Consider the following 12,796-nt stretch of genomic DNA (forward strand, 5'->3'; position numbering starts at 1 on the left):
TCCGCTGAGGCAAAGGCGGGAAGCAAGCCGCCACGGCGTCGCGGTGCGGCGCACGCCGCCTCCGAGAGTCCGACAGTGGCACCGCCCCGCGGTGCCCATGTTCTATCCCTGCCCCGAAGCCCGCGCGCGTTACGGCGGCGCGGTCGACTGCTCCGTACACGCGACCGGGGCGTCGTTCTCCAGTCGCTGCTGCCAGCCGTTGGCATCACGCGTGGCGATGGTCCCGTTGATGCAGGCTTCGGGCGCGCCATCGCGCCGGGCGACGATCGCCCCCGGCAGGACGGGCACCGCGGGATCAGGCGTGGATGCGAAGACTGCCGCTGACTCGGGCGGTGCGGAAGTCCCGTTCTGGATCGCGGCAATGTCGGAATTCGGGCTCACGTCACCGGCGACCGGCGGCACCCCGGGTCCGGACCTGACTGCATCGCCATCGGCGCCAGGCACCGTAACCGGGCCGGCAGAAGTGCCAGCCGGTCCACCCGTGTCCGCCTGGCCCATGTCCTGGGGTGCGGGCTGCACAGGGTCGGACGGCGGGGCCGGCGCCGCGACGACCGGACGCGGCGCTTCTCCGGGACCGAATACCGCATCGATGCCGCGACCGATCAGACCGGCCGCCACACCACCCACGATCACCGCAAGCGTCACCGGCAGGAAGAACGACCAGGGGGCCACGTCGTCACGGATGCCGCCTTCGCGCATGCGCCTGCTCCCGAACTGCCGTGAATCCGATGGAGGACATCATCGCCGAGATTGCGTCGATATGCTGCGACCGCCGGATGCAGGTGCAATCCCGGTGGCAGGGCGGCCCCGCGATCGCCCAGGCGGCCACACGCCGCATGCACTCGGCCGGCGACAGCCGGACAAGCAGAAGGCCCAGTCTTCCGGTCTGACCCGGTCGGCTGAGCCTTCCTTGCCGAAGCGATTGCTTCCGGCTTTCGCCTTCCGCTTTTTCTTCGACACGCAAAGGTTACCGCCACACTGGTTAGCGTCGCGTCCACCATCCGTTAGCGAAATGTCATTACCCGACCGCTCGTCGGCGACGCAGTTCCCGCGGCCGGCGTCATCCCGGCCAAGGCCACCAGCCACGGCCCGTACGCGCGTAGCGGTCGGCTGCGCGCTCGAAACGGTTGCGCACGCTGATGCCGCCGCAGGCCAGGTACAGCGGCAGGAACAGCGGTCCCAGCGCCATGTACTGGTACACGTGCGCACGCTCGTGGTCGCCGAGCACGATGATGGGATCCTCGCACAGGCCGGCCCGATGGGCATAGGTGGCGCACGACACCTCGAGCGTCTCGCCGGTGTGCAGGATCACGTTGCCCAGCGTCATCGCACCTCCCGGCCCCCAGGGCCAGCGGTGGAAGACCAGCGCGCAGGTCCGCCGGTCGAGTCGCGCCCGCGCGCCGAATGCCAGCCCGGCGCCCCCGGCGACGAGCCCGAGCAGCGTGTTGGGCAGCGCCCAGGCGACGCCCAGCGATCCGAGCACGGCGCGACGCGCCACTCCGGCACGCGGCGGCGACCCGATCAGTCGTTGCCTTCGGGAATCAGCAGCCACAGCACCAGATAGACCAGGATGCCCGGGAACGCGGCGGACAGGACCGAACCGAGCACGTACAGCACGCGCAGCAGGGTCGGGTTCCAGCCGTAGCGGTGCGCGATCCCGCCCACCACGCCGGCGAGCACGCGGTCGTGGATCGAACGGGTCAGCCCGGCGGGCTTGGCGGTGGTGGTCTGGCTCATGGCGGCCCCCGTGGATGCTGGGCGCAGTCTAGCGCCGCGATCGTGAAGGATTCGCGGCGGTCCGGCACTCCGCCTGCGTCCGCAACGCTGGGGGCCCGCGCAAGGCGGCGTGGAGCGCGCAGGTCAGCGCGCGCGCGCCGCCAGCCAGTCGTGGATCGCCGTGGGCACTTCCTTCTGCGCGCGCCCGGACACGTAGATGCCGATGTGGCCGCCGCGGAACGAGACCTCGGAATAGTCGTCGCTGCCGACCACGTCCTTGAGCGCGCGCGAAGCGTCCGGCGGCACCAGGTGGTCCTGCTCGGCGTAGATGTTCAGCACCGGCATGTCGACGAAGCCCAGGTCCACCTCGCGCTCGCCGATGGTGATGCCCCCATTGATGAAGCCGTTGCCCTGGTAGAACTGCTTGATGAACTGGCGGAAGGCCTCGCCCGCCTGGTCGGGCGAATCGAAGATCCACTTCTCCATGCGCAGGAAGTCCTCCATCGCCTTGCGGTCGTCGAGGATGTCCACCAGGCCCACGTACTTCTGCACGAACAGCCGCCACGGCTTCAGCGTGAGGTAGCAGAAGTTCATCATGTCGGCCGGTACGTTGCCCAGCGTGTCGACGAACAGGTCCACGTCCAGCTCGCGGGTCCAGTTCGAGAGCATGTTGTCCTCGGTGTGGAAATCCACGGGCGTGACCATGGTGACCAGGTTCTTGACCTTGTCGGGGTGCAGCGCGGCGTAGCACAGGGAGAACGCCCCGCCCTGGCAGATGCCCAGCAGGTTGACCGCCTCGCGCCCGCTGCGCCGGCGCAGCACGTCGACCGCGCCGCCGAGAAAGCGCTCGATGTAGTCCTCCAGCGTGAGGTAGCGATCGGAGCGGTCGGGATAGCCCCAGTCGATGATGTACACGTCCTCGCCGCGTTCGAGCAGCCCGCGCACCAGCGAGCGGTCGGACTGCAGGTCGACCATGTACGGGCGGTTGACCAGCGCGTAGCACACCAGCAGCGGCACCTTCGCCGTCGGCGTCTTCGCGCCCACGTACCGGTACAGCACCGTCTTGCCGTCGCGCCAGATCTCTTCCTTGCCGGTGGCGCCGTAGTCGTAGTCGCCGACTTCACGCAGCGTCTGCAGGCCGGCGGCGAGCTTGTGCTGCACGCGCATCGACTCGTTCGCGAGCCGGTCGGGGGTGATGGACAGGGGTCCGTGCATGTCAGGCTCCTTCCTGCCCGTCGCCGGGCATCGGCAGCGGCGCGTCGGGGATCGGGATACTGGACGAGAAGCCATTAGTCGGCGCACGGCGCGCGCTCACCGCGGGCCGCGCCGCCACCTTGCGCACGGGTCGCCGCGGCTTGCCGGTTGCGGACGGCTTGCCGCCCGCCGCGCCCTTCGAGCCGGCCGACCTGACCGGCGCGGCCTTGCCGGCGGCCGATGTGCCGGCAGGCGACTTCCGGGCAGGAGATGCGCTGACTTGCGCGTCGCGGGAAGGAGCGCCGGCCTGCTCCGCCCGGGGCGGAGAAGACTTCGCCGGAGGCGGCGACGCATCCGCACGCCGGCTGCGCGCGCCGCCAGGTGACGGGCGCTCGCGCGCCGGTCGCGGCGCCGTGGGCGCGGGACCACCCTCGGCCGCGTCGCGCAACCTGCGCATGGCGCGCTCGAGCTCGACGATCTTGCGGTGCGCGGCGTCGACCTCGGTACGCGTGGGCATGCCCAGCGTCGTGCAGGCCTGCTCCACTTCACGCTGCACGCCCGCGCGCAGCCGCATCTGCGCATCGACCAGCTGCGCATAGGCGTGGCGGAATTCCTGCGACAGCGCGATCTCGGCATACGCCTCCTCGGCCGCGTCGATCCACAGGTCGAACAGCGCACGCGGGGTCTCGATCTGGCGCCCGGGTTCCTCGTGCGCGGCCAGGCGTTCCTCGAAGATCCGGAACGCCTCCTGCGAGGCCTTGAGCATCAGCGCGTTGTACGCGGTGCTCGCCTCCTCGTACTCCAGCAGCGCCTGCGCCAACTGCTGCCAGCGTTCCTGGTGCTCGCGGCCGGCGCCGAACGCCGGCAGGCGCAGCCACGACATGCCCTCGCCGCGCACCGCATCCAGCCAGGGCGACGCATCCTCGACCCACTGGTCGAGCCCCGGAAGGCCGTGGCCGCGCAGCGAGCGCAGCATCTCCGGAAACGGGTTGGCGCCGGTCGCGCCCAGCGCCTGCTTCCAGGCCCGGGCGATGTCGCCGGCGGTGTGGTCGCGCCCGGCGAACTGCGCCGCCACCTGCTGCATGTGCCCGTACCAGTCGCGCGCCTGGGCGTTGAAGCGCTCGAGCGCCTCGTTCACGCCGCTGCGGCCGCCGTGGGCGTAGCGGGTCCACCAGTCGATCGCGTCCTGCCACGCGTGCATGCCGGACTGGCCCGCACCCGGCGCTGCGCCGCGCAGCGCATCGCCCCATGCCGCCCAGTACTGGCGGGCGAGCCGCTCGAAATCCTGCGCCTGCCCGGTGCCCGCGCCGAAACCCTGGTTGAACATGCCGTCCTCCTGCTGTCGTCCCGATCATAGCAACGGCAGGCGACGCTCCGGCGCCGGCGGACTCAGAACTTCGGGATGCGGATGGTCTTGCTGATCATCAGCGACCCCGACAGGGCGTAGACCAGCACCAGCGGATGCAGCTGCCAGGGGCCGAGCTGCCATTGGCCGAACCAGAGGGCGTCGCCGATCGCGCCCTGCCACGCGGCCACGCCGAGCAGGACCACGATCAGCAGGCTGGTCGGGATCGGCGTGCCCTCGAAGAACTTCACCTTGTCGCCGCCGTCGGCGAGGGTCTCGGCGGTGACGTTGTAGCGCGCCAGGCGGCTCACGCCGCAGCCGACGAAATAGCTCAGCACGATCCAGTCCCAGCCGCCCTGCATGCCGCAGGCGTAGGCCAGCGCCGCCGGCGCCAGGCCGAAGGAGATCACGTCCGCCAGCGAGTCCAGCTCGCGTCCCAGGGTGGAGGCCACCTTGCGCCAGCGCGCGACCCGCCCGTCGAGCGCGTCGAACACGAACGCCAGCGGGATCAGCGCCATGCCCACCATCAGGTCGCGCACCACGCCGTCCTGCAGGAAGCGCATCGCCGCGAACACCGCGCCGGTGCCGCAGAAGGCATTGGCCAGCGTGAACCAGTCGGCGAGCTGGAAGTCGCGCAGCATCGAGAAATGACGGGGTCGGGACATGTCCGGTCCTGCGGCGGGCGGGACCGGCAGAGTGCCAAATCCGGCGTGAGGATGACGGAAGCACGCAAGGCGCTGCGTCCACGCGGACCCGTAGCCCGGACAAGCGCAGCGCATCCGGGGCGCATCGGCGCGGCTGGATTCCCGCGCCGATCCTGCGCACCCGGAAACGAGAACCCGCCCTCGGCGCGACGCCTCGGCCCCGTCCGCCGCTCCGATGCGCCCCGCAAGCGATCCCGCGTCGCCCGGATAAGCGCAGCGCATCCGGGACGCCACGGCGCCTGTGGTCTCAGGGGGTCGATCCCGGGTTGCGGCAACTGCGTCCGATCGCGACTCGCGAAACAGCCTGGCCACCCGGTGCACCTCAACGCGGCGGACGCCTTCGGTGCAGGCTGAGGAATGGCGCGCGGACCGACAGGACGCGGGGATCGGATCGGATCCCGGATGCGCTGCGCTTATCCGGGCGACAGGGATGCGGGTCACGGATCAGGCGGGCAGCGCGAGATGGTCCGCCTGCAGCGCGACGCCGGCGCCGCGCGGGCGTGCCGCGATCACCGCGTCCGTCGGCAGCGGCCCGCTGCCGTCGAGGTACGCCTCCACGCGATCCAGCGCCGCGTACACGTAGGGCAGCAGCGGCAGGTAGCGCGCGCCGTAGTCGGGCAGCCCCAGGAACGCGTCGAAATGCTGGACGTGGCGCACCTGCCAGAAGCGCACGTCGCGCCCCGCCGCATGCGCCGCGGCCACGTACGGCGCGCTGCTGAAGTCGATCGGCACCAGGCCGTCGTCGCGGCCGTGCACGATCATCACCGGCAGGCCCTGGCGGGGCGGCGATGCGCGCGTCGCATCGATGCCGGCGCGCACGCGCCGCGCGTGTTCGCCGGAACCCTCGTGCAGCGCGCGCAGGCACTGCAGGCCGGGCGGCGCCGCACCGACACATGCGCCATCGCCCGCCTCAACCAGGTCCAAGCCCGCCCCCGGCGGGATGCCGCTGGCGTCGCTCCACCACGCGGCGCGCTCGGCCGCCGTCGCCGCGCGTGGCGTGCCGTCGGTCTGCCGGGCCGCGAACGCGAACCCGCAGGGATGCTCGCCCACGCCGAAACGGCCGTAGGCCGAGGCGTAGGTGGCCGCCACCGCGCGCCACAGGTCGAAGCCGGTAGAGAGTGCGCCGGCGCGGATCGACGCCTCGCTCCAGCCGCCGGCGCGCAGGCGCTCGAACGCCGACCGGGCCTGCGCCGCCGGATCGACGCCGTCGACCACTCCCGCCGCCTGCAGGGCTTCGCAGCGCAGCCGCCCGGCCGCCTCGGCCTGGTCCCGCGCCGGCGGCTGCGGCAACCCGTCCAGGTGCAGCAGCGCACAGGGCATCAGCAGCGCCGCCTCGGTGGTGTAGTCGTAGAGCGACCGGCCGCCGTGCCCGTCGACGAAGACGTTGGGTTCGCCGGCCACCACCGCATCCAGCCAGTCGCCCTCGAGCTCGGCCGCGCGCAGCACCGCCCCGCCGCCGTTCGACAACCCGACCGCGATCACGCGGGTGTTGGCGAAGGTGAACGGCGCCGCATGCGGCAACGCCTCGTCCAGGGCCTGCAGCGCGAACTCCGCGGCCTGGCGTACGTGCCGGCCCCAGTCTGCCTCGGGGTTGTCGCGCGAGTGCGCGTGCTTGATGGCGACCCCCGATCCTGCGGTCGTGTCCGGCGCGAACGCGAGCATTCCCCCGTCGAGCGCGCGGGGCGTGCCGTCGATGCCGACGCCCCGGCCGGCATCGCGATCGACATAGTCCGTGCCCGCGCCCTTGTCGGTGTACGCGACCGCGCAGCCCCGCGGCAGCCCCCATGCCCCTGCGACCGCGATCGCGCCGTAGATCCCGCGTGACCCGGACGAGGCCGACACCAGCAGGCAACGGCGACGCAGGTCGAAGGCGTCCGGCACCTGCAGCAGCACCCGGTGCGGCTGCGAGGCGCCCGGCAGGGTGGCGAACGCGTGGAACTCGCGTCCCGGCACCGGCCCCGACCGTCCGTAGACGTCGCCGAACCCACCGCCCGGCGCAAGGTCGGCGATGCCGCGCCAGTTGCTCCACAGCGCCCGCCGCCGCAGTTCGCCGGGCGTCGGCCGCTGCGGATCGGCGAACGCGGGCGGCAGCGTCGACCGCAGGCCCTCGAGCCCCAGCCCGCCGGTGAGGAGGTCGTCGCGGTCGCGATGGTCGCTGGCGAAGGCGGCGGTGAACATTCGAGCCTCTCCGGTGCTCGGAACGCGGGATCTCGGGCCGTCTTCGGTTCGGCCGCGGATGCGGGCACGCTCGCCCCGCATCCATGGGGATGGCGCCTGGCCTGGTCCGAGGATCGGCTGCGTGTGCATCCTACGCTGGCGCCAAGCCGCCGATCCGGGTGGGCCTGCGCCTGGCGATGTGCGGGCGCGCTGCGACGCGTTCATGGCCGACGAGGGATGGTCGCGGATCAGGGCGAGACCGGGCGCGTGCACGGCCGGTTCGTGGGCGGGATCGAGGATCGCGTCCTGGTGCCGACGGAATGCATGTTGCGGGTTTCGCTGCGGCTGGACTGAGCCCGCACACTCCGGGCACCGCTCCCGGCGCCGACGGCGGGAGGCGCCGATACCGGGCTGTACGACGAAACGTGCCTGCCCTGCGCCAGGCTGCAGCCCATGACGCGCAGGCAGCGGTAGCATGACGCCGTTGCGCCCGGATGCCCCGCCGATGTCGATCGCCCTGCCCCGCACGCTGGAGGCCCCGCGCCAGCAGCTGTTCTGGCTGCTGCACCTTGGCGGCTGGGGCGCGTATTTCGCCCAGGGCTGGCTCTATGCCGTCGCCCACGGCAAGCCGTCGGGGTACTGGGTGGTTCCGGCGACCGCGGCGACCACCGGCGCGCTGGCGACGCTGGGGCTGCGCTACCTGCTGCGCGCCTGGTGGGGCCTGCCGCCGCGGCGCCTGCTGGCGACGATGGTGGTGCCGGTGCTGGCGAGCTCGGCGCTCATCGATTTCGCCACCCGCGCGGTGCTCGTCGACTTCTGCGAGACCTGCAAGCCGGCCAACCACATGGCGTTCGTCGCCTACTCGCTCAGCTACATCTACGTGGTGCTGGCCTGGGTCGGCCTGTACCTGGGCATCAAGTACTACCGGCAGTTCCAGAGCGAGACCGAGCGCTCGCTGGCCGCGCGCGGCATCGCCCACCAGGCGCAGCTGAAGATGCTGCGCTACCAGCTCAACCCGCATTTCCTGTTCAACACCCTCAACGCGATCTCCACCCTGATCCTCGACCGCGACACCGGCACCGCCAACCGCATGGTGCAGGGACTGTCGGCCTTCCTGCGCCACTCGCTGGACAACGATCCGATGCAGCGCGTCACCCTGCGCCAGGAACTCGACGCGCTCACGCTCTATCTCGACATCGAGAAGATCCGCTTCGCCGAACGCCTGCGCATCGAGACCGACATCGCCGAGGACTGCTGGCGCGCGCTGCTGCCCAGCCTGCTGCTGCAGCCGCTGGTGGAGAACGCGATCAAGTACGCGGTGGCGCGCCAGGTGGCGGGCGGCCTGCTGCGGATCAGCGCCCGGCGCGACGGCGCGCAGCTGGTGCTGGCCGTGGCCGACGACGGGCCGGGATGCGACGCGCTCGCCGAAGGCACCCCGCCGCCGGGCAAGGGCGTGGGCCTGCGCAACACGCGCGAACGTCTGGCGGTGCTGTACGGCGATGCAGGATCGTGCCACATCCGCCACCTGGAGCCCGGCGTGGAGGTCACGCTGCGCCTGCCGTTCGAGACCGCGCCGGGGATCGGCGGATGAGCGTCGCGGATGACAGGGCGCCAGCGCCCCTTCCGCGCGCCGCGCCGCGGCTGCGCGCCATGATCGTCGACGACGAGCCGCTCGCGCGGCGCGGGCTGGAGATCCGGCTGCAGGCGCACCCGGACGTGTCGATCGTGGGCCAGTACGGCGACGGCGCGTCCGCGATCGCGGCCCTGCGCGTGGACCGGCCGGACCTGGTGTTCCTGGACGTGCAGATGCCGGGGCTGGACGGGTTCGAGACCCTGCGCCGGATCCCCGCCAGCGCGATGCCGCTGGTGGTGTTCGTCACCGCCTACGACCACTACGCGATCCGCGCCTTCGAGGCCTCGGCCGCCGACTACCTGCTCAAGCCGGTCGACGATGGCCGCCTGGCGCAGGCGCTGGCGCGGGCGCGGCAGCTGCGCGCGCAGCGCGCCGCGGACGCGCACTGCGGGCAGTTGCTGGAACTGCTGGGCGAACTGAGCGGCCAGGCGCCGCTGCGGCTGGAGGACGCGCTGCAGCCGGACGCGATCGAGCGCCTGCGACGCGAGGAGCGGCTGGCCGTGCGCGACGGCCACCGCACGGTGCGCGTGGACCTGCGCCGGATCCGCTGGATCGACGCCGCCGGCGATTACATGTGCCTGCACCTGGACGGCGCCGGCGAGGCCGGCGAGACCCTGGTCCTGCGCGCCACCATGCGCGAACTCGAACGCCAGCTCGACCCGCGCCGCTTCCCGCGCATCCACCGCTCGACGATCGTCAACGCCGCGCGCGTGGTCGAACTGCGCCCGCACAGCAACGGCGAGAGCTTCCTGCGGCTTGACTGCGGACAGGAGCTCAAGCTCTCGCGCAGCTATCGCGACAGGCTCCCCGTTTTGCTCTGATCCGACGCACGCCGCGCCTCGTCGCGGCGTCGCCACGCTTCGGCGCAGATCGCGCCGGCGCATGACTTCCGGGCCATCGCCGCCGTACGAACGCGGCGCATCGTGCGCACCGCCACCTTCGCGGACGCACCCATGACGCTCACCGACGCCTCGCTGCGCAACCCCGCCGCCGTCGCCGTCGCGGTGGTCCTGGTGTGCGCGTTCGGCCTGCTCAGCCTCGGCCGCCTGCCGCTGCAGCTGTTCCCGGACATCGAGCGCCCGCAGATGTCGGTGCAGAGCGCGTGGCGCGCGGCGTCGCCGCAGGAGATGGAATCGGAGATCGTCGAGCCGATCGAGACCGTGCTGCAGGGCCTGCCGGGTCTCGAGGAGATCGCCTCGAACGTCAATTCCGGCAATGCCACGATCAACCTCACCTTCGCCGTGGGCAGCGACATGGACGCGATGCTGGTGGAGGTGCTGGCGCGCATGAACCGCCTGCCGCCGCTGCCGCGCGACGCGGTGCCGCCGGTGGTGCGCTCCGGTTCGGACGACGCCAACAACTCGCTCACCTACTTCTTCGTGCAGCAGCTGCCCGGGACCGCCGGCGACATCGTCGACTACCGGCAGTTCATCGAGGATCGGATCGTGCCGCGGCTGACCGCGATCGACGGCGTCGCCGGTGTGGACATCAACGGCGGCACCCCGGAGGAGCTGACCATCACCCTGGACCTGGCGCGCGCGGCGTCGCTCGGCATCGGCGTGCCGGACGTCGCCGCGGTGGCCGCGCGCGCGACCGACGCCTCCGGCGGCGTGGTCGAGGCCGGCCGCCGCGAATACGTGCTGCGCTTCGCCGGCCGCTATTCGCCCGACGCGCTGGACGGGCTGATCCTGGCCTGGCGCGAGGGCCGGCCGGTGCGGCTGGCGGACGTGGCCACGGTGGAGGTGCGGCGCCCGCAGCAGCGCTTCTTCGCCTACCAGAACGGCAATCCGGCGATCGGACTGCGGATCCTGCGCACCCACGATGCCAACGTGCTGGCCACCCTGGACGAGGTCAAGCGCGTGGTCGCCGATGTCCGCGAACAGGATCTGCGGCCGCTGGGCCTGGACATCGCCCAGAGCTTCGACGCCTCGGTGTTCATCCATCGCGCGATCGGGCTGCTCTCGGGCAGCCTGCTGGCCGGTGTGCTGCTCGCGGTGGGCTGCCTGTGGTGGTTCCTGCGCGACCTGCGCGCGACCGCGCTGATCGCATGCGCGATCCCGATCTGCCTGCTGGCGACCTTCATCGTGCTGCAGCTGACCGGCCGCAGCCTCAACGTGATCTCGCTGGCGGGCCTGGCGTTCGCGGTCGGCATGGTGATGGACGCGGCCGTGGTGGTGGCCGAGAACATCGTGCGCCTGCGCGAGACGGGGATGCCGGCCGCGCGCGCCGCGCTGGAGGGCACGCGCCAGGTCGGCGGCGCGCTGTTCGCCTCGACCCTCACCACGGTCGCGGTGTTCGTGCCGGTGATCTTCATGCGCGACGTCGAAGGCCAGCTGTTCGCCGACCTGGCGCTGACGATCTCGATCGCGGTGGGCCTGTCGCTGCTGGTCGCGCTGACCGTGCTCCCGGCCGCCGCCGGCCGCTGGCTGCGGCCGCAGCCGGGCGCCAGCGCGCACCATCGCGCCTGGTCGCGGATCGGCGCCTGGGCGCTGGGCGCCACGCGCACCCGGCGCCAGCAACTGGGATGGGTCGGCGCACTGGTGCTGGGCCCGGTGCTGGCGACCGCCGCGCTGCTGCCGCAGATCGACTACCTGCCGCCGGTCAAGCGCGCGGCGGTGGATGCCTTCTTCACCTTCCCGCCCGGCATGAGCCCGGAGCTGGTGAATCGCGAGATCGTGCCGGTGCTGCTTGAGCGAATGCGGCCCTACATGGACGGCGAACGCGCGCCGCAGCTGAGCAACTGGTACGTCAACCTGTGGCCGGGGGCCGGCTCGCTGGGTGCGCGCGTGGTCGATCCGGACGACATCGGCGAACTCGAGCGCATCGTCCGCGACGAGGTCGTCACCGGCCTGCCCGACACCCGCGCGTTCGCCAGCGAGGGCGAACTGTTCGGCGGCTTCGGCGGCTCGCCGCGCGCGATCGCGATCCATCTCCAGCACGGCGACGGCGACGCGCTCGCGGCCGCGGCCGAAGCCGGGCGGCAGGCGCTGTCCATGCACTTTCCCGGCGCCAACGTGCAGGCCTGGCCGAACGCGGACGCCGGCACGCCGGAGCTGCGCGTGGCCCCGGACGACCGCCGCCTCGCCGAGGCCGGCTGGCAGCGCAGCGAACTGGCCACGGTGGTGCGCGCGCTCGGCGACGGCCAGTGGCTGGGCGAGTACTTCGACGGCGACCGCCGGCTGGCGATCCTGCTGCGCGGCGCGCGCCAGGACGGGCTGCCGCTCGAGGCCGCGCCGCTATCCACGCCGGCGGCGGGCGTGCTCGCGCTGGGCGAACTGGCACGCGTGGACACCGTGCTGGCGCCGAACCAGCTGCGCCGCATCGACCGCCGCCGCACGTTGACGCTCACCGTCGATCCGCCGCCGGCGATGTCGCTGGAGCAGGCGCTGGAGATCGTCGACGGCCGCATCGTGCCGGCCCTGCGCGAAGCACTGCCGGCGGATGCGTCGATCCGCGTCGCCGGCAGCGCCGACCGGCTCGACCAGGTGGTGGGCGCGATGGGCGCGAACTTCGCGATGGCGCTCGGGGTGCTGTTCCTGCTGCTGGCCGCGATGTTCCGCTCGCTGCGCGACAGCGCGTTCGTGATGGCGACCCTGCCGATGGCGGTGTTCGGCGGCGTGCTGGGCCTGCGCGCGCTCGACCTGGCCGTCGGCCAGACGCTCGACCTGCTGTCGATGATCGGCTTCATCCTGCTGCTGGGGATGGTGATCAACAACGCGATCCTGCTCGTCGCCCAGGCGCGCGAAGCGCAGGCCGCCGGCGCCACGCTCGACGACGCCCTGCGCCAGGCGCTGGACCAGCGGCTGCGGCCGATCCTCATCGCCGCGCTGACCGGCGTGCTCGGCGCGCTGCCGATGGCGATCAATCCCGGGCCGGGCGCGGTGATCTACCGCGGGCTGGCCGCGGTGTCGGTCGGCGGCGTCGCGCTCAGCCTCGTGTTCACCGTGGTGCTGGTGCCCGCGCTGATGCGACTGGCGGACCGCCGTCCGCGGCCCGCGCCCGACGACCTGCGCGACATCGTCCCCCTGCCCGCCTGATCCGCCCGCA

10 protein-coding genes are annotated in these 12,796 nt (G+C 72.4%); 3 read left to right on the forward strand and 7 right to left on the reverse strand.

The window, feature by feature from the left end; all coding sequences use genetic code 11:
* Nucleotides 1-129 precede the first annotated feature (129 nt).
* The 7 genes from QFW80_RS02575 to QFW80_RS02605 all read right to left on the reverse strand — a co-directional run bounded on the left by QFW80_RS02575 (nt 130) and on the right by QFW80_RS02605 (nt 7,137).
* Entirely contained in the window at nt 130-699 is a 570-nt protein-coding gene (locus tag QFW80_RS02575) for a hypothetical protein (RefSeq protein ID WP_280599543.1), read from the reverse strand.
* Nucleotides 700-1,060: 361 nt separating this feature from the next.
* On the reverse strand, nt 1,061-1,498 hold the full coding sequence (locus QFW80_RS02580) for a hypothetical protein (RefSeq protein ID WP_280599544.1): 438 nt from the start codon (nt 1,496-1,498) through the stop codon (nt 1,061-1,063).
* A gap of 23 nt (nt 1,499-1,521) precedes the next feature.
* Complete coding sequence (locus QFW80_RS02585) at nt 1,522-1,737, reverse strand: PspC domain-containing protein (RefSeq protein WP_280599545.1); 216 nt, start codon at nt 1,735-1,737, stop codon at nt 1,522-1,524.
* A 123-nt stretch (nt 1,738-1,860) separates the two neighbouring features.
* Entirely contained in the window at nt 1,861-2,931 is a 1,071-nt protein-coding gene (locus QFW80_RS02590; RefSeq protein WP_280599546.1) for a class III poly(R)-hydroxyalkanoic acid synthase subunit PhaC, read from the reverse strand.
* Between the two features lies 1 nt (nt 2,932).
* Nucleotides 2,933-4,237, reverse strand: coding sequence for a class III poly(R)-hydroxyalkanoic acid synthase subunit PhaE (gene phaE / locus QFW80_RS02595; protein ID WP_280599547.1), 1,305 nt, complete (start codon nt 4,235-4,237; stop codon nt 2,933-2,935).
* A gap of 62 nt (nt 4,238-4,299) precedes the next feature.
* Nucleotides 4,300-4,920, reverse strand: coding sequence for a CDP-alcohol phosphatidyltransferase family protein (locus QFW80_RS02600; RefSeq protein ID WP_280599548.1), 621 nt, complete (start codon nt 4,918-4,920; stop codon nt 4,300-4,302).
* 483 nt (nt 4,921-5,403) lie between these two features.
* On the reverse strand, nt 5,404-7,137 hold the full coding sequence (locus QFW80_RS02605) for a 3-hydroxybutyrate oligomer hydrolase family protein (RefSeq protein WP_280599550.1): 1,734 nt from the start codon (nt 7,135-7,137) through the stop codon (nt 5,404-5,406).
* Nucleotides 7,138-7,621: 484 nt separating this feature from the next.
* Between QFW80_RS02605 and QFW80_RS02610 the strand changes: the two genes are divergently transcribed.
* The 3 genes from QFW80_RS02610 to QFW80_RS02620 all read left to right on the forward strand — a co-directional run bounded on the left by QFW80_RS02610 (nt 7,622) and on the right by QFW80_RS02620 (nt 12,786).
* Nucleotides 7,622-8,707 (forward strand): sensor histidine kinase, encoded by a 1,086-nt coding sequence (locus QFW80_RS02610; protein WP_280599552.1) that lies wholly within the window; start codon nt 7,622-7,624, stop codon nt 8,705-8,707.
* A gap of 59 nt (nt 8,708-8,766) precedes the next feature.
* On the forward strand, nt 8,767-9,570 hold the full coding sequence (locus tag QFW80_RS02615; RefSeq protein WP_280599554.1) for a LytR/AlgR family response regulator transcription factor: 804 nt from the start codon (nt 8,767-8,769) through the stop codon (nt 9,568-9,570).
* Nucleotides 9,571-9,702: 132 nt separating this feature from the next.
* On the forward strand, nt 9,703-12,786 hold the full coding sequence (locus QFW80_RS02620; RefSeq protein ID WP_280599556.1) for an efflux RND transporter permease subunit: 3,084 nt from the start codon (nt 9,703-9,705) through the stop codon (nt 12,784-12,786).
* Nucleotides 12,787-12,796: the final 10 nt, after the last annotated feature.

It is taken from the genome of Luteimonas rhizosphaericola (assembly GCF_029888045.1).
GTDB classification, from domain to species: Bacteria; Pseudomonadota; Gammaproteobacteria; order Xanthomonadales; family Xanthomonadaceae; genus Luteimonas; species Luteimonas rhizosphaericola.

What these genes read in the sequence shown, in the direction of transcription:
- QFW80_RS02575 (WP_280599543.1), bottom strand. Translation starts at nt 699, where the DNA reads ATGCGCGAAGGCGGCATCCGTGACGACGTGGCCCCCTGGTCGTTCTTC.
- QFW80_RS02585 (WP_280599545.1), bottom strand. Translation starts at nt 1,737, where the DNA reads ATGAGCCAGACCACCACCGCCAAGCCCGCCGGGCTGACCCGTTCGATC.
- QFW80_RS02590 (WP_280599546.1), bottom strand. Translation starts at nt 2,931, where the DNA reads ATGCACGGACCCCTGTCCATCACCCCCGACCGGCTCGCGAACGAGTCG.
- phaE (WP_280599547.1), bottom strand. Translation starts at nt 4,237, where the DNA reads ATGTTCAACCAGGGTTTCGGCGCGGGCACCGGGCAGGCGCAGGATTTC.
- QFW80_RS02600 (WP_280599548.1), bottom strand. Translation starts at nt 4,920, where the DNA reads ATGTCCCGACCCCGTCATTTCTCGATGCTGCGCGACTTCCAGCTCGCC.
- QFW80_RS02605 (WP_280599550.1), bottom strand. Translation starts at nt 7,137, where the DNA reads ATGTTCACCGCCGCCTTCGCCAGCGACCATCGCGACCGCGACGACCTC.
- QFW80_RS02610 (WP_280599552.1), top strand. Translation starts at nt 7,622, where the DNA reads ATGTCGATCGCCCTGCCCCGCACGCTGGAGGCCCCGCGCCAGCAGCTG.
- QFW80_RS02615 (WP_280599554.1), top strand. Translation starts at nt 8,767, where the DNA reads ATGATCGTCGACGACGAGCCGCTCGCGCGGCGCGGGCTGGAGATCCGG.
- QFW80_RS02620 (WP_280599556.1), top strand. Translation starts at nt 9,703, where the DNA reads ATGACGCTCACCGACGCCTCGCTGCGCAACCCCGCCGCCGTCGCCGTC.